General features: G+C 67.2%; 17 protein-coding genes and 1 pseudogene. 5 read left to right on the top strand and 13 right to left on the bottom strand.

The features are described 5' to 3' along the window. The first annotated feature begins 325 nt into the window (after positions 1-325). Positions 326-1816 (top strand): hypothetical protein, encoded by a 1491-nt coding sequence (locus BLQ73_RS28570; protein WP_093175466.1) that lies wholly within the window; start codon positions 326-328, stop codon positions 1814-1816. A 183-nt stretch (positions 1817-1999) separates the two neighbouring features. Here BLQ73_RS28570 and BLQ73_RS28565 read toward each other — a convergent pair whose 3' ends face one another. From BLQ73_RS28565 to BLQ73_RS28555, 3 genes are read right to left on the bottom strand one after another with little or no spacing between them, the layout of a single operon-like run. Further along, positions 2000-2806 (bottom strand): ABC transporter ATP-binding protein, encoded by an 807-nt coding sequence (locus BLQ73_RS28565; RefSeq protein ID WP_093175464.1) that lies wholly within the window; start codon positions 2804-2806, stop codon positions 2000-2002. Further along, on the bottom strand, positions 2803-3930 hold the full coding sequence (locus BLQ73_RS28560) for a FecCD family ABC transporter permease (RefSeq protein WP_218126061.1): 1128 nt from the start codon (positions 3928-3930) through the stop codon (positions 2803-2805). Before BLQ73_RS28560 ends, BLQ73_RS28565 begins: the two co-directional genes overlap by 4 nt. Positions 3931-3938: 8 nt before the next feature. Continuing rightward, a complete protein-coding gene (locus BLQ73_RS28555) occupies positions 3939-4991 on the bottom strand; it encodes an ABC transporter substrate-binding protein (RefSeq protein WP_218126060.1) in 1053 nt (350 codons plus the stop codon). A 145-nt stretch (positions 4992-5136) separates the two neighbouring features. On the opposite strand from BLQ73_RS28555, the gene BLQ73_RS32895 reads away from it, so the two are divergent. Next, positions 5137-5472 carry a hypothetical protein gene (locus tag BLQ73_RS32895; protein WP_176955742.1) on the top strand — a complete coding sequence of 112 codons (336 nt, stop codon included), beginning with the start codon at positions 5137-5139 and terminating at the stop codon, positions 5470-5472. On the opposite strand, the gene BLQ73_RS28545 is transcribed toward BLQ73_RS32895, so the two are convergent. The 6 genes from BLQ73_RS28545 to BLQ73_RS31810 form a co-directional block, all read right to left on the bottom strand. After that, the gene (locus BLQ73_RS28545) at positions 5451-6077 is read right to left on the bottom strand and encodes a TetR/AcrR family transcriptional regulator (RefSeq protein WP_093175456.1); all 627 of its coding nucleotides are present in this window, start codon (positions 6075-6077) and stop codon (positions 5451-5453) included. The genes BLQ73_RS32895 and BLQ73_RS28545 overlap by 22 nt on opposite strands. A 155-nt stretch (positions 6078-6232) precedes the next feature. Next, complete coding sequence (locus BLQ73_RS28540; protein ID WP_093175453.1) at positions 6233-8065, bottom strand: ABC transporter ATP-binding protein; 1833 nt, start codon at positions 8063-8065, stop codon at positions 6233-6235. Positions 8066-8094: 29 nt separating this feature from the next. Next, positions 8095-8508 (bottom strand): lasso peptide biosynthesis B2 protein, encoded by a 414-nt coding sequence (locus tag BLQ73_RS28535; protein WP_245691520.1) that lies wholly within the window; start codon positions 8506-8508, stop codon positions 8095-8097. Continuing rightward, positions 8505-8768, bottom strand: coding sequence for a lasso peptide biosynthesis PqqD family chaperone (locus BLQ73_RS28530; protein ID WP_093175451.1), 264 nt, complete (start codon positions 8766-8768; stop codon positions 8505-8507). Before BLQ73_RS28530 ends, BLQ73_RS28535 begins: the two co-directional genes overlap by 4 nt. Before the next feature lie 21 nt (positions 8769-8789). Beyond that, positions 8790-10547 (bottom strand): asparagine synthase-related protein, encoded by a 1758-nt coding sequence (locus BLQ73_RS28525; RefSeq protein ID WP_176955741.1) that lies wholly within the window; start codon positions 10545-10547, stop codon positions 8790-8792. Positions 10548-10706: 159 nt separating this feature from the next. Continuing rightward, entirely contained in the window at positions 10707-10838 is a 132-nt protein-coding gene (locus BLQ73_RS31810; protein ID WP_143020488.1) for a lasso RiPP family leader peptide-containing protein, read from the bottom strand. Positions 10839-11444: 606 nt separating this feature from the next. On the opposite strand from BLQ73_RS31810, the gene BLQ73_RS28520 reads away from it, so the two are divergent. After that, a complete protein-coding gene (locus BLQ73_RS28520) occupies positions 11445-12125 on the top strand; it encodes a hypothetical protein (RefSeq protein ID WP_143020487.1) in 681 nt (226 codons plus the stop codon). Here BLQ73_RS28520 and BLQ73_RS28515 read toward each other — a convergent pair. The 4 genes from BLQ73_RS28515 to BLQ73_RS28500 form a co-directional block, all read right to left on the bottom strand. Then, positions 12120-12908, bottom strand: coding sequence for a hypothetical protein (locus BLQ73_RS28515; protein WP_093175442.1), 789 nt, complete (start codon positions 12906-12908; stop codon positions 12120-12122). The genes BLQ73_RS28520 and BLQ73_RS28515 overlap by 6 nt on opposite strands. Further along, on the bottom strand, positions 12905-13696 hold the full coding sequence (locus BLQ73_RS28510) for an ABC transporter permease (protein ID WP_143020486.1): 792 nt from the start codon (positions 13694-13696) through the stop codon (positions 12905-12907). The genes BLQ73_RS28515 and BLQ73_RS28510 overlap by 4 nt, the downstream gene beginning before the upstream one ends. Positions 13697-13701: 5 nt before the next feature. After that, positions 13702-14412 carry an ABC transporter ATP-binding protein gene (locus BLQ73_RS28505; protein WP_338056665.1) on the bottom strand — a complete coding sequence of 237 codons (711 nt, stop codon included), beginning with the start codon at positions 14410-14412 and terminating at the stop codon, positions 13702-13704. Between the two features lie 82 nt (positions 14413-14494). After that, positions 14495-15166, bottom strand: coding sequence for a response regulator (locus BLQ73_RS28500; protein ID WP_093175437.1), 672 nt, complete (start codon positions 15164-15166; stop codon positions 14495-14497). 180 nt (positions 15167-15346) lie between these two features. Here BLQ73_RS28500 and BLQ73_RS28495 point away from each other — a divergent pair, with 180 nt between their 5' ends. Next, complete coding sequence (locus BLQ73_RS28495) at positions 15347-15691, top strand: AAA family ATPase (RefSeq protein WP_143020485.1); 345 nt, start codon at positions 15347-15349, stop codon at positions 15689-15691. Between the two features lie 328 nt (positions 15692-16019). Further along, a pseudogene (locus tag BLQ73_RS28485) lies at positions 16020-16390 on the top strand (hypothetical protein); the annotation flags it as partial.

Below are 16390 nucleotides of genomic sequence, written 5' to 3'. Positions count from 1 at the left end.
CCTGGGGGCGGCGGTCCCGCCTTACCGGTCGGCCTTCCTCGATACACGGGTTCACCTGCCGTTTCTCCAGAGAATCGAGACACGCGTGCTGGGGCGGGGCCCCGGTCGGCGGGCCTCCGAGGTGGGTGGCAGCATGCATCTCGGCCCTCGGGGGCTCCCCGCCCTCGACCTGGAAATCCAGAGAACCCCTAAAATGGCCTCTGACCTGGGATTATGTAATCCCTCTCGGGATTCTCTCGTCGAATTCTGGATAGCACATGTGCTGACGTAGGTTGTCCGTCCCGCAGCGAGAGTGTGATCTGTCTCCATGCGGCGATGGGATGCATTGAACGAACGTCAGCTCGCGGTACTCAATCGGATTGGCACGTCCACCGATTCGGTCACCGCCAAGAACTCCGACCTTGCGAACACCGTCTACGCCCTGCGCAACCGGGGCCTGGTGAAGACCCCCCGGCGCGACGGCGTCTGGCGGGCGGAGATCACCGAAGCGGGTCGCTTCTACCTCGAAAACGGCTACCACCCCGACCACCCCGACCGCGCGGTCGAAATGGTCGATGGCTCCCTGCCGAGAGCTACGAGAGGAGTGACGGTGGACCACGGGACCAGCCCGCAGGTGCTGGTGAAGGACCTGATGGAGCGCCTCAAGCGCGACGGCGGGACGCTGCGCCTCAACAACCCCGACGAACAGACCCGTGCGTCGTATCGCAGGCTGATCCACGCCGCCAAGCGGCGCGGCCTGGTGCCGGCGGGGTTCCATCTTCGCCACACCGGTAGGGACCGGGGCGACATGGTCATTCTCCTCACGAACGACTCCCAGCCCGAAACCAACTGGAACCGCGTACGGCTCGGCACGCGCAAGGAAACCTCCGATCCGCGTATGATGGTTAGCCTCCTGGAGGAAGAGCGCAACCGGATCCGCGTCTCGCCCGGGCTGATGCCCCGCGTCAAGGCGCTGCTGGAAGGGCTGTCGATCCAGGCCGAACGCCGCGGCTACAAGCTGATCATGTCGCTCAAGCGCACACCGGTGACGTTCTACCTGCAAAAGCACGAGCAGCGCTGGACGCTGACCGTCTCCGAGGTGATGGAGGACGTGCCGCAGGAGCCGACGGCCGAGGAGCGGCGCCGCAGGTCCAACGGCTGGTCGCGGCCCACCGAGTACGGCTCCGTGCCCACCGGCCGCCTCCGGATGGAACTCCAGCAATCCGGGTTCGCCGAGCGCACCCAGTGGGTCGACAACGGCAGGACCCAGGTCGAGTCCAAGGTCCGGGAGGTCATCAAGGAGCTGGAGCACCGGGTCAACGCCGCCGAGCAGGCGAGGCTCAAGCGCGAGCGCGAACTCCAGGAGATGCGCGCCGCAGAAGAGCGCAAGGAGGCCGAGCGGCTCACCATGTGGGAGACCGCGATGACCGCGGCACGCGAATGCGCCTTGGAGGACCGCCGGCGCGACACGCTCGGCAACGCCCTGCAGGACTGGTTCGCCGCGGCCGAACTGCACGAGTTCTGCGAAGCGCTGGAGAAGGCCGCAGCGAACATGGACAGCCCCGAAGAGGCCGCCAACCTGCGCCAATGGGTCGTATGGGGGCAGTCGATGGCGCGGCAGCTCGACCCGACGATCTCACCCGGCGGCCTCGCCTCCATCAGGTTCGACGCCGAACCCGAGGCGGACGACCTGAGGCCCTACCTCGGCGACTGGAGCCCGCACGGCCCCTACCAGGAATACCGCTACCAGCGGCTGGAGCCCCCCGCGGCGGCGCAGGCCAGGCGCGAGCCGTGGCGACTCGGCCGCCCTGTCCGCGGCCAATGGTGGCGGCGCTAGCCCGACGGACAGGCTGACGTGGGCGAACACGGTACGGCAGGCGTGCGCCTGCCGTACCGCGCATCGGCCGTATGGCCCGCCTGCCGTACCGCGCGCCGGCCGTACGGCACTCGCCCGGTCAGGCCTATGGTTCGAAGACCCGGCCCGTTTAACGCCCGAGCGCCGCGTCAGCGGGCCTGCTGCTCATTGGTTCGAGCCTTTTCCCAGCGCGGGCACCGGGGCGGCGTGTAGCGGCGAGAACGCGAGCAGTAGTCCGCCGGTGATCGGATGGGCCAGATGCGTGCACGTGACTCCGAAGACCGCTTGGACGAGTTCGGGGTCGAGCACCTCCTCGGGTGGGCCGTTGGCGACGATTCGGCCGCGGTGCAGGACGTAGAGCCGGTCGCAGTAGGTGGCCGCGAGGTTGAGGTCGTGCAGGACGCACAGCGTCGCACGACCTAGGTCGCGGACGAGTTCGAGCAGTTCGAGCGCGGTGTGCACGTCGAGATGGTTGGTCGGTTCGTCGAGGAGCAGCAGCGGACTCTCCTGGGCGAGGGCGCGGGCCACCAGGGCCCGCTGCCGTTCGCCGCCGGACAAGGTCGAGAGCCGCCGCGTGCGGTGGCCCGCCAGGCCGACGCGTTCGAGCGCGCTGGCGATGGGCGCGTTGTTGCGGCCAGTGGTCGTTTCGAAGGCTCCGATCCAGGGTCCGCGGCCCATGGCCACGACTTCCTCGACGGTGAAGTCGAAGTCCGGGGCGTTGTCCTGGGCGACGAGAGCCGCGCGTCGCGCGATTTGGCGCTGGCTGAGCGTCCGTATGTCGTCGCCGGCCAGCGCGACGCTGCCGGCGACGGGATCGAGCGCGCGGTAGATCGTGCGCATGAGCGAGGTCTTGCCGCTGCCGTTGGGCCCGACGAGACCGACGCGTTCCCCGTCTCCGACGGTGAGGTCGCAGTCGGCGACGATGGGGGCGGTGCCGAGCCGGACGCTCACACTGGTCAACGAGAGTCTCATGACGCCTCCGAGCGGCGCAGCAGCCACAGGAAGACCGGTGCGCCGAGCAGGGCGGTGACGATTCCGATGGGCAGCTCCTCCGGGCGCACGAGGATACGGCACAGCAGGTCGACCGCGACGAGGTAGATCGCGCCCACGAGCATGGCGATCGGGAGCAGGCGTCGATGGTCGGGGCCGATTGCGAGGCGCACGAGGTGCGGAACGATGAGCCCGACGAAGCCGATGCCTCCGGACACGGCGACGAGCACACCGGTCAGAAGCGAGGCCACGACCAGCAGCTGGATGCGGGCGCGGTGCACGGAGACGCCGAGCGAGAGCGCGGCGTCGTCGCCGGCGGCGAGCGCGTTGAGCGTTCGGGTCTGCAGCATCAGATAGCCGCCGGCGACCAGTACGGCCACCGTCGGCAGCGCCAGGTTCGACCACGACGACTCCGATAGTGAGCCCAGCAGCCAGAACAGCACCGAGTGCGCCGCGTCCGCGTTGGCGGTCCGGAAGATGACGAAGCTGGTGGCTCCGGTGAACAGGTACGAGAGTGTCACTCCGGCGAGGACCAGGCGGCTCGGGACGACGCGTCCGGCGCGGCGCGACAGTCCGAGGACCGCGATCGTGGCCGCGAGCGCTCCGACGAAGGCCGCGGCCGACGTCGACAGGCCGGCCACCGCCACCGACCCGAGCGTGATCGCAATGGAGGCCGTCAATCCGGCGCCCGCGGAGACTCCGAGCACGTAGGGGTCGGCAAGCGGGTTCCGGACGGTCGCCTGCAGCGTGACACCGACGGCGGCGAGACCCGCGCCGACGGCGGCGGCCAGGAGGACGCGGGGGAGCCGCAGGTTCCACACGATCTGATCGTCCATGGCGCTGGCGGACGTCTCGGCGTTGATCAGGTGGTCGCGAATGACCATGGCGACGATGTCGAGCCGCACGCCGACTGATCCGACCGCCACCGCCACGCAGACCGCCACGACAAGGACGACGAACAGCGTCGGTAGGACTATGGGGAGGGATGTGAGCCGGTTCCGGTGGTTCAGGGGCCGCTGGCGAGCGTCTCGCGAGCGCTCGGCCACGTCGGCGGCCACGTCGGCGGCCACGTCGGCGGCCACGGCGGTGGGTGTCTGCTTCGGCACAGCGGACACTACTGGGAGCGGAACGCGGTCGGGTGCAGGAAACGCGCGATCTCGACGACGCCGTCCACCGGCCTCGTGCTCCCGCGCGCCCCGGTCTTGGCCGCGTCGATCGCGAGGAGGCGTCGGTTCTTGACGGCGTCGGTGGTGGGGAACTTCTGGGTCAGGAATTCGATCAACTCACGTTGCCCGGCCGGTGACGCCGTGTAGTCGACGGCGATGATGGCCTGGGGGTTGCGCGCGATGATCTGTTCGGGGCTGATCGGCGCGTACTGCCCGGGCAGGTCGGCGAAGAGGTTGGTCCCGCCCGCTCGTTCGATCACGTCGGTTCCGTAGCCGCCGGACGTCACGTAGAGCTGGCCGGCGACCTGCGAAACTTCGACGACACCGGGCTTGGTCTGCTGGGAGGTGCGCCGGCTCACGTCGTCGAGTCGGGCGCGCAGCTTGTCGGCGAGGGCTTGTGCGGGCTCCTGCACGCCGAAGACCGTGCCGAGCTGCTTGAGGTCGGCGAACAGCGAATCAAGCCCAGGGCTGTCCACGCTGAGGTCCGCGGAGCAGCCACCGGCGACATAGGTCGCGACGCCCAGCCGCTTCAGCTCTTCGACGCTCGGGCTTCCGTTGTCGCCGGAGACCTTTTCGACCTGGTCGGTGATCAGGAGCTCCGGCTTCGCGGCGATCAGTGCTTCGGTGCTCGGGCTGCGCGTTCCGAGATTGGGCAGGGAGGCGAGGCGCTCCTTCAGCTCCGGGGAGGGGGCGGACTCTCCGCGTGTCTTGGCGACGATCCGCTCGCCGACGCCAAGCGCGAACAGCGTGTCGGCGATGGCGTCATTGGTGATCACCACACGTTGCGGGGCGCGATCGAGCTCGAAAGTCCGGTCACAGGATTTGAACGCGACCTTGCTCGTGCCGCCTGCTTGGCGCGAGCCGCCGTCATCGCCTCCGCACCCCGCTGCCCCGATCGCCGTTAGCGCGATGAGGGCGCCGAGCGCGGCGGTGCGGAATCGGCTCGGATCGGCGTGCGGTCTACGACCTCGTGCCCGGTGGTTGAGATACGGCTGGAGCACGAGGCGCCCCCCCTTGCTGAGAGTAACTAACCGTCGCTGAGAGCTGGAGCTACGCATTATCGAATGAGGCTCAGTCGACACATGAGGTTAGGTTAGCCTAACGAAACCAACATCGTCCAAGTGCCAGGTCGGCGGGCCTGGACGCATGGATGCGCGTTCCGTTCGGCTCCTGACCCAACCGGTCACGTGCTCTCACTCGACGGCGGCCGAGGCCGGCATGATTGCGGAGCTGCTGCGTACGGGCGGGGCGTTCGCACGCTCAGCACGGCAGTACGGCAGTACGGCAGTACGGCAGTACGGCAGTACGGCAGTACGGCAGTACGGCAGTACGGCAGTACGGCAGTACGGCAGTACGGCGAGCGCGGCATCGGCGCGTCGCCGACGCGGTTCCTTGACCCGGGACGCGGGCCGACCGTCACCGATCAGCGCGCAAAGGCCATCGGCGACCGGCCCGCAAGGTCAGGGTTCGATGCGCAGGTAGCGGTGTGCGAGGTCGGTGATGTCCGCGATGAGCTCGTCGGCCAGTTGGTCGATGTCCACGGCTTCATGGTGTAGAAGCGCATGCGTGGCGCCGTACCAGGCGCTGTAGATCAGATTCGCGGCCATCGCGGGATTCGGGGCGTCCGGCGGCGGGTCGGGGCGCTCGGCGATGAGTCGCCGAAACGCTTCGACATGCGCGTTCTCAGGGGTGACCTGGATCGTTGTCTTGGCGTTGAGCGGAGTGTGGTCGTAGAGCACGTCGTGCAGCTCAGCGTGCTCGACATACGCGCGGACCGCGTCGCTGAGCCAGGCGTCCACACGTCCGATCCAGTCGTCGGCGGGCAGGCGTCGCACCGCCGCGTCCTGCCGCTCGACCAGCCGATCGATGAAGCGGGCCCGCACCGCGACCAAGAGGTCGTGTTTCGAGCGGAAATGGAAATACAACGTGCCGATCGAGACGTCCGCGTGATCGGTGATCTCGTCGAGTCGAGCAGCGTCGATTCCGCGCCCGACGAACACCCGCTCGGCCGCGTCGAGGAGGTCGGCACGCCGCTCCTCGGCGGGTTTGGTTCGCGGGCGGCCCGGCGTCGATCGGCGCTGACTCATCCCGGGGAGTCTACGCGTTCCGCAGGGGCGTCGCCCTGCAGAGGCATCGCCCCTGCAGCAGGATGAGCCTCCTCCGCGGGGCGCCGGCCGTACCGCGCGCCGGGCCGTACGGCATAAGCGCACGCGAACCCCGGGGGAAGCCTCTCGTGGCGTTCCTAGTCGAGGAGTTGGTTGTGTGCGAGCTCCCGGTAGAGCGGTGAGATCGCCAGCAGCTCGCTATGGGTGCCCTGGGCGACGACCTTGCCCTCCTCCATGACGATGATGGAGTCGGCCGCGACCACGGTCGACAGCCGGTGCGCGATCACAATGATCGACTGTGCGCCGTTCTTGGCGCGGATGACGTCCTGGATGACCCTCTCGTTGTTGCTGTCGAGGTTGGACGTGACCTCGTCGAGCAGCAGGATCGGCGCGTCGGCGAGAAACGCTCGCGCGATCGCGAGCCTCTGCCTTTCGCCGCCGCTGAGCAGGGTGCCGACCTCGCCGACCTGGGCATCGAGGAAGTCGGCCGCCGTGTCGGCGGACGACAGCAGGTTGACCCGCCGCAGGGCGTCGGCGCATTGTGCGTCGCTCGCCGTGTGCAGACCCAGCAGCAGGTTGTCGCGGACTGTGCCGGAGAGCGCGGGGGCGTCCTGCTCGACGTAGGAGATCTGCCGGCGCAGGTCGTCGCGTGACAGCCGCCGGACATCCTCGCCGCGGAAGAGAACCGCACCCTCGGTGGCGTCATAGAACCGCTCCAGCAGGGCGAACAAGGTTGATTTGCCGGCGCCGGACGGGCCCACCAGGGCCGTCGTTCGTCCTTGGAGGAAGTCCAGCGTTACGTTCCGCAGTGCCCAGACCTCGTCCTCCGTACGGTTCTCGGTGCGCTGCGGGTAACGAAATGAGATATTCCGAAGCGCGAAGAACGGTGCACCCGGGGTGTTCCTGACCGGAGGGGCCGTCGACGGCGATGCCACATCCGATGCCACATCCGGGAGCTCCGATTCCGGAGCGACCGACTGGATCGCCAGAATCCGGGTCAGGGCGCCGAATGCCTCACCAAGCAGCGACACCAGGCTTCCGAACATCGTGATCGGCGTGGCCATGAGCAGCAGATACATGATGAAGGCGCTGAGTTGGCCGACGGTCAGGGAACCGGCCGCCACGCGGATCGCGCCGGCCGCGACGACGGCGATGAGCAGGAGCTGGACCGCGACGCCGGAGAAGGTCTGGACGACGGCTCGCAGCCGCGCGACGACGAACCCCGCCTCAAGGGCCGCCTGGGCCTGGCGCACCGCCGAGTCGGCCTCCCGCGTGGTGGACACCGTGGCGCGGATGGTGCGTATCGCACCGAGCGATCGGGATACGGCGGCGGCCAGGTCGCCGACGGCGTTCTGAGCCCGCAGGCCGGCTGGGCGGGTGCGCCGTCCGATCAGGTAGATCGCCACGATGACCATGCAGATGGCCAGCGCGGCGAGCACCAGGAGGACGGCGTCGATCAGTGCCATCATGACCAGGGAGACCAGCACCGTGATCAGGCTGGTGGCCAGTTCGACCAGGCCGGAGCTGAGGATGGCCCGGGTCTGGGACACGTCCGTGGTGATCCGAGAGATGATGTCTCCGCGTTCGCGGCGTTCGAGCACGCCGATCGGCAGCCGGTAGACGTGCTGGATCAGCCGCTTCCGGGTGTCGAACGCGAAGCGCTCGCCGGAACGTTGCAGGACATACTGCTCCAGTCCGTTGAGCATGGCGCTGGACGCCAGCAGTACGAACAGAAGCAGGATCGCCGAGTAGGGAATCTCCCCGGCGAACCCGTCCACCGTCGACGACACGAGGAGCGGCTGCAGCGCCGCCAGCGCGGCGGCAGCGGTACCGAACAGGAATGCCAGGATCATGCTGGACCGGTATGGCCGCAGGAGGGCGAACGCCTGTCGGAAGCCGGCGACTTGAGGAGCCGGTTCGGCGGGCGGCACTTCTGGTGCCACGGCCTGCTGCACGGCAGCGGTGGTCACGTATCGACCTCATTCTCGGGGAGTTGGTGTCAGCGGTGCTTCACCGCGAGGACGGCATGGAAGTGCGCTACCGCCTTGGGCTCACCGATCGGCACGCCGCCGACCTCGACCCAGGCGTGCGCGACGAAGGGGTTCGGCCGGAAGCCGGTCTTCCACGCCGGTGGCGCTCCATGGAAACGCCCCATCAGCATGACCGCGACCGACCGCTGCAGGCAGCCTTCGCCGGCGCACCGACGGCTCACGCTGTTGACCGCGTCACGCCAGGAGAGGACATCCGCGGCGATGGGCGGCCGAGTGCCCTTGACCAGCAGGGTCAGGATGCGGCAGAGGAGATGCGGAGGCAGCATCGACAGCGGCCGGGCGACCCAGACCGCCACCCGGGCGAGGATCGCGTACCGCCGGGCCAGGCCGATCCGGCGCTGCGGCATGATCGGAGCCGTCACGGCAGCTTGCCCTCGATGAGTTTCGCGCGGCGCAGTTCGTCGAGCAGGGCGAGGTGGTCCGAACGGACCCGGTCCTCATCTGCCCCGGTCTCCCGGACGATCTCGCGGATCAGATCGTCGAAGGCTCGGCCGCGGCCGAGCTCCTCCACCACGGTGATCGCCGTCCGGTTGAGGTGCCAGTAGACGCCGCGTCTGGTGTCGAGAACGACCTTGCCGTCATCGACCTCGACGATCGAAAGTCCCTGTCTGAGGTGAACCACCGTTGCTACCTCCGTGGCGTACTACGTCGCTGAGCGCAGCCACCGCTCGGCGATCACGATGTTGTCGAGATCGGCGTAGCCGGCACCGCTCGTGGTGAACTCGTCGGACGAGCGCAGAACGTGCTCCGCGGAGACCAGGCCCAGGTCCTCCAGGGCGGAGCCTTCGGCGAAGAGCCGGCGCAGCACCGGTTTGATCGCCTGGTGCTGGGCGAACACCTCCGCGGTGTATTCGCCCTTGTCCGGTCGGGTGAAGTAGTCGAGCGACATGGCCGACGGCCTCGCCGCGGCCAGCAGCGGCTTCGCCGGATACTGGTGGCTGCGTTCGCCGATGCGCAGCGACAGGCTGATCTCGACGACGCGCCGATCGAGGTACGGGCTGTCGAAGGCGATCCCGGCTCCAGGTGAGGCGGCCTGGTTCATGCGGCGCACGACGTTGCCATGCACCACGAGGTAGCTCAGGATCTGATGGATCGTACGGTCGTCGGAGAGCTGACGCCGTTCCTCGCCGGTGCCTTCCAAGGCCAGCCGACGCAGATGCGCGCGGGCGGTAGAGGTCAGGGCCGGATGCACATTCGGCAGCGGCACCCAGCGTGAGTGTTCGGAGATGCCGTCGCCCGGGCTGCCGAAGTCGTGCCGTGCGATCCGGCGCAGGTCCCGGAGATAGGAGCCTTTCCTGGCGACCATCCGGACGGTCTGGCCGATCGGGTATCGGTTGAGCACGCGGAACTGCCAGGTCCGGCGGTAGCGCTTCTTCTCGCGGGAGTGGAACAGCGACCAGAGCATCGTGGAGACCGAGCCGAAAAGGGCGTCGCCGGCGTGGCCGTTGAGATGCAGCGCGGTTCCGGTGACGCCCATCGTCTCTTCGATCATGGGCACCGAGGCGAGCGCGGTGTTCGCGATGCTGGGCCCCTCGGGGGCCGTCGCCACGGTACCTGTGCGTTCGTCCAGGACGTACGGAATGACCGAGCTGTACGGCACGCTTCGATGATCGGCGCCGAGTTCCGACGCCGCGCGATCCGCCCATCGGTGATCGTTGTTGGCGACGTTGTCCGAGGCGAGAAAGAGCGTGTGCGGCTTGATCCCCAGATCCGCCAAGAAAAAACAGAGCGTCGTGGAGTCGAGACCCCCGGAGAGGTCGGCGCTGACCTCCCGGTGGCCCGCCGTCCGTGACCGCAGTGCTTCGGACATGGCGTCGCGCAGCTCGTGGGCGAGCTCGCCGGCGGACCGGTCAGGCCGCGGTGGCCGCCACCACACCGTGCGGCTGGGAGCGTGATCCCCCCTGGAATCGAGCCACTCGCCCGGACCGGCGGTCTGCACGCCCTGCCAGATGCTCCTGAGCCCGAAGACGTGGGAGATCTCCGCGTCGGTGAGCCTGCTCGCGAGGACGGCCGGGTCCGGGCGCAGTCCAGCGATCGATTTGATCGTGAACTGATCGTCGGAGATCAGGGGCACACCGTCGACCGTGGTCCAGCACAGCGCCCGGGTGAGGAAAAGCGGAGCTTGCGAGCGCATGCGCCCCCGCTCGTGAGCGAAGAACAACACGTCGCCCTCGGTGACACGCGCGGCGGCCGAATCGAGTTCGGCAACCGATTTCTTGTCGCCGATGAGTCGGCTGAGGTCGCCGTCGGTGAATTCCTCCGCGCTGTTTCCAAGGAGAATGACGGTGATATCGCGGTTTTCCGCGTGCACAACCCGGTTGCGGTCATCGCCAATGACCCAGGGGAGTCCGGAAGGGTAGCGGAACAGGACCTCGCCGGCGTGCTGAGCGATCTTGTCCATGAGTGGATGGCGTAAAGGGATGTCCGGAAGGACGACCACAGGCATGGCGGCATTCCCGGTCTTTTCAGCGTGTTCGGCATCGGCAGGAATCGGGTATGACGAGGCGGGCGCGGAGCAGGTGCGTGCTGTTCCGCGCCCGCACTTGACCGTTCCGCTGCGTTACGCCGGCGGGTGGATGACGATCAGCGCGCGAAAGCCGAGGATGTCGCGCTCCCTGGCGCTGCCGAGGCTCTTGGTGACCGTCTCGAACGACCCGATCCTGGTCAGCGCGGGGGCGGTGTAGTCGCTCACGTCGTGTTCCTTTCTCGTGCTGGTCGTGGCTGCGTGGGCATCGCTCGATGCTCACGACGGAAAGCTAAGGCGACCGCCGCCCCCGGGTAATCTCGGTATACCGAGAAGTCGTTTGCTTGCCGTAAGGGAAAGTCATCTGGTATACGCGCCTGCGCGATGAATTGCGAACCGGCCGGGATTGTGTTGAAATCGTCATGACTCCCTGTAGTCAATATGGTCAGGTGAGCGTGGGTGCCGCGGTGTCCGTTTTGCTCATCCAGGCACCCTTGTGGCCATGGGTGTGAATGTTCTAGATTGATGGCGATCTCTGGCCACTAGACGACATTCTCGGCGACGCTGTTCTTTTCTGTCATTTTCGGATGAGCATAAAACTGCAGACCTTAACTGAGGAATATTGGTGGCCGTGATGGCGAACAGTCCGGGTGGGGCAAGCCGCCCGACCGAACTTCATCGCCGAGGAGGCGGTTGGCCTCGCCTGCGCGTAGGGGGCCGGTTCGGGTGTCACCTCCCCGGCAGCCCCTCTTCAGGACCTCGGCGGTCCAAAGGCGCGACACATGGTCAGGCTCCGAGTTTCAGTACAAGAATCCTGATTACGCGGGGGAAGTTATGACAAAGAAGATCATAATCCAGGCACCCGCACTGGCTGGTGAGGCTCCGGCACAGGTCGGTCTCACCGCCGGGCAGTCCGCCACGATCGGTGTCTGCCGTTGCGGTCGATGCCTGGTGGACGTACGGATCGACCTCGACGAGTTGCCGCCGGCGGTCGGCCGCATTGTCGCCGGCAGCGACTCCTGGTCGCTGAGCAATCTGTCCCGTGAGGCACCGATGACCGTGACGAACATGGATGATTGGTACCAATACATCGTGGTTGAACCCGGACGGTGTAACGTGCCGGTTCCCTTTGAGCTAGCGCAGATCGAACTGGCCGCCTCCCCTAAGGCCCCAAAGGTAGCTGTTTTCGGCTACGAACCGCAGTACACCTCTCGGGAGCGCTTGCTGGTGTGCCAGTCGGCCTCCCGCCGCCCGTTGCTCGACCGTCGATCGACCTATTTCTCCGTCCTTTCCGAACTCTGCCGAGACAGACTGAGCGGCACCATGGACGCGAGCCTGCCCACATCGGTGGAGATCGCTGCGAAGCTGCGCGCCCGACATCGGACGATCAGCCCACGTGCCGTCGACGCCCACATCAAGTACGTCAGCGAGAAACTGAGACTGCCCAAAGGGTCCGACCGGGACGCACTGGTCGCCGTCGTCATACGGGCCAACCTGCTGCAGCAGCCATCATGACCCTGAGGTGTCCCGCCGAGCGTTGACCCACCAGGCGGTGCCGACGAAGACCACGGCCCAGGCCGTCACCACCGCCAGCCCGGTCGCCCCACCGAGCGCGAGCGCCGGGCTGGTCGGCATGGCCAGGAAGCTCAGCGTCGCCTCATGCGGCAGCAGCCGTACGACACCGGGCAGGATGCCGCCCAGCATGGGGGAGACCAGAACCGGCAGGATGAACAGCACGGCCAGCGGCGTGACGACCGTCTTCGCGAGGACGGCGAACCCAAAGCCGACCAGGCCCACGAGGAGATAGGCCATCACAAGTGCGAGAAAGCCGCTGATCACACTGCCGACGCCCGAATCGCCGCGAGGGGCGGCCACGTGCTGGACAAGGTGCCCCGGAAGTACGGCGGGGACCGCCGCGAGGACGGCCACCCCCGAGCTCGCCAGGAGCTTCGCCAGGAAGAACCTATGCCGGTTCGGTACGGCGGTGAGACTGACCCGTAGCTGGCCGCCGCCGTACTCACTGCCGGCGGCGAAAACGGGAACGGCGATGAACGCGTAGACGGGAGCCAGCAGCAGAGTGCCGAGCTGGGCGATCGCGACCGGCCCGCCCTGACCGGCGACACGTACGACATCGGTGGCGGCCAGGAAACCCAGCGCCGTATTGGCCACAAGGGTGACGGCGAGGACGATCCACGTCGCGGGCAGGGTGCGGATCTTGGTGAGTTCGGCGTGCATAAGATCGGTGAGCCTGATCTCGCCCGTGTCGCGCAGGCCGCCGTCGGCCTCGACGGCGGTCACCGCGCGTCCCGCCGGCTGAGGGCGATCCCGGCCGCCGTGATCATCACCACTGGCCAGGCGATCAGCACGGCCAAAGCATGCTCGGGTCCGGCGGAGAGCTTGTTATCGGCCGGATTGAGCAGCAGGTTTCGGCCCGCGCTGAGCGGGAGCAGAGCGTCGAGGGCAGGGGTGAACGCGGCCAGGAGCTGGGTCATGGTGAGGGCGATCAACGCCACGGTGACCACGATGCCGACGAGAGTGCTGCGGGCGAGCACAGTGATCGCGAAGCTGATCAGGCCGGTCAGCACCGCGAAGGCGACGAACTTCCCCTGGCCCCGCCACGCGTCGGCGCTCACCAGCAGAGTGGGGTTCCAGTCCTTGACCGCGGCGTACATGAACGCCGTGCTGATTCCCGCGATGAGCACGGACACGAACAAGAGAAATCCGGTGGCGGCGAATGTCTTGGCGACGATCAGCCGACCCCGCCGCGGAACCGCGAGCAGAGACTGCCCGAGCTGGCGGGAGCGGAACTCCTGCCCGGCGATGACCGCGGCGATGCCCGGCAGAAACAGGCCCATCTGGAACGACGACGCGACCAGGAAGTCGACGATCGCCCGGTGGGCGGGCTGCGGGTCGTCAGGGAAGAGTTCGATCAGCCCGGTGGGTGTGATCTTGCTTACTGCCTCCGTGTTGAGGCCCACGTTCGCGAATGACACGAGCAGGTGGAGGGTGATGACGACACCGGTGACAATCCACACCGTGCGCAGCGAAACAATCTTGGTGAGTTCCGCCCGGGTCGCGGCAGGCACGCTGCTCACCACCCCGCGCGGTCGCCGGTGAGCGCGAAGAACGCCGTCTCCAACGACGGATGCCCCGCGGTGATGGCGTCCAAAGAGCCGTGGGCGACGATCCTGCCGCGGCTGATCACCACCGCCTCGTCGGCGGTGCCGGCCATCTCCGCCATGAGATGGCTGGAGAGCAGCACAGTACGGCCGGAGGCCGCGTAGCCCCGCAGGAAATTCCGCACCCAGCGGATACCGTCCGGGTCCAGCCCGTTGACCGGCTCGTCGAGCACGAGGATCTCCGGATCGCCGAGCAACGCCGCGGCGATCCCGAGGCGCTGCCCCATGCCGAGCGAATACTTCTTGACCGGTTGCCTGGCGGCATCACTCAGACCGACCAGATCGAGCACCTCCCAGACCCGGCGCCGCGGAATCCGGTTGCTCTGCGCGATCCACGTGAGATGGTCCACGGCGCGTCGTTCAGGCACCGGGCCCGCCCCCTCGAGCAGCGCCCCGACCTTGCGCAGCGGATGGCGGAGGTCGCGATACCGCTTACCTTCGATCAGCGCGGTCCCGCCGGTTGGATGGTCCAGGCCGAGCAGAACGCGCAGCGTTGTCGACTTGCCGGCGCCGTTCGGCCCCAGGAAACCGGTGACCCGGCCGGGCCTCACGGTGAAACTGACGTTGTCGACCGCCACCTTCGCGCCGTATCGCTTACTGAGCCCTGAAACCTCGATCATCATTAGCCTTATGCCTCATGCCGCGTGTCAGGACGTTCAGCATGGGTCAGGGCCGTCGACGGTCGCGTCGCCCGAAAGTAGACACCTACCGCGGATCGTGCAGCAGGCCCGCCTCATACGCGAGCACGGCCAGGTGGGTACGGTCGTTGACCCCCAACTTGGCGAACATCCGGCGCAGATATGTGCGGACCGTTTCCAGGCTCAGGAACAGCTCGTCCGCGATCTGCTGGTTGGAGTGGCCACGGGCGACCAGCCGGATGACCTGCAGCTCCCGCTCAGACAGAACCTGACTCGCGAACGCATGCCGCTCGTTGGGCCGACGTGGCGCGAACCGGTCCAGCAACCGCGCTGTCACCTCCGGGGCGAGCATGGCGTTACCCGCGTGCACCGTGCGAACCGCGTGCAACACCTCGGCCGGGGACGCGTTCTTCAGCAGGAAACCCGACGCGCCGAACGTCAGGGCCTGATGCACGTATTCATCCAGGTCGAAAGTGGTGAGCATAACGACGCGGGTGCTTGTGGCCGCCAGGATGCGCCGCGCCGCCTCCAAGCCGTCAGTGCCCGGCATCTGCACATCGAGCAATGCCACCGCGGGTTTCAGCGCATCGACCAGCCGGGCGGCCTCGTCGCCGTCGGCCGCCTCCCCGGCGAACCGAAAGCCCGGGGTGCGCTCGAACAACTTCCGGTAGACCTCCCGCAGACGCCTGTCGTCATCGGCGAGGAAAACGGAGATGGAGGCGGGCTCCCGCTCGCTCACGAAGCACCTCGGGAAGCACCTCGGACAGGCAATCGAGCCTCCGCCTCGAAACCACCGTCTGCTTGGGCCCCCACGCTACCGTGCCCCGACTCCACGGACCCGTTCCCGCAGGTCGTCTCCCGAGCCGACCAGGCGCTGAGGTCGTGCCCACCTTATGAACTGGGACCTATGCTGCCCTCTGTGAGGACGTTCATATTTATCGCGGGTGCGCCAGGAGTCGGAAAATCGACGACCGCACAACTGCTCCGCGATCGGCTCGACAGCCCTCTGTTCGAGTTCGGTTGGATCCCGGAGTTTCGCAACACCGGCACCCGACTGACGACCTACCGGGAGGATGAGGCGCTCGCCTTCGAAAATCTCGCGCTGGTGGCGAAGAACTACGCTCGGCACGGCTTCAAGAACATCATCATCACCGACCTTGAGGACAAGCGCATCGGCGAGCTCGCCGAAGTCTACGCGGATTACGACTACGCGCTTTTCACCCTGCGTATGAAGGACCAGGGACTCCTTAGGCGCGTGTGCTGACGGAGGAACGCTCCAGTGGATACCGCGACTGGCAGGAGGCGCTCAGAATCAACGGCCGTCTTCTCGCCCGAGACGGACTCCCACGCGAGCACTTCATCGACATCGACCAGATGTCCTGCGACGACGTTGTCGATTCGCTTATGGGACACCTCTCAGCTTTTCGCCCCGTAGAGGAGAGGGGGAAAGCGTAAGGAAGCCGCTCTCGGGAGCCCGTCCGGGTTGACGGATCCCTCTTGAGAGGGATGGGGGAGTTCGCTCGCTTCGGCGATGTCCGCGTGGCTGCGGGAAACCAGGATTGGGAGGTCATCGCAGCTAAGGAGTCAACGAGTTGAACCTCCGTATCGCCTTCGTCGCCGCCCCCGTCCTCACCTTCGCCTACGGCGTGATCCGCATCCTGGACGGCTTGGACGGCAGCCGCGGTCCCGGGCTCGCCTGGACCACCGGGCATCTGGCCTTCATCGGCGCCCTGGTGTTCTTCGTCATAACATTCCATGAGATGCGGAGGCTGGCCGGTGGCGGACGCCTGGCCACCGGGCTGGCCTCAGCCGGATGTATCGGCATCGTCGTGCTGATCGCCCAGTTCGTCATCGACATCGTGGTCGGCTTTATGTCCGCCGACCACGATGCGATGAGCGTGCTGTTCACGCAGATCCAGGCGGTTCCCGGGTTGCAGCAGGTGATCTACGACTTCGGGCCGCT

The sequence above is a fragment of the Sinosporangium album genome (assembly GCF_900100605.1).
Lineage (GTDB): Bacteria > Actinomycetota > Actinomycetes > Streptosporangiales > Streptosporangiaceae > Sinosporangium > Sinosporangium album.
Note: the sequence above shows the minus strand (reverse complement) of the source record. Positions and strands in the feature narration are given on the sequence as shown.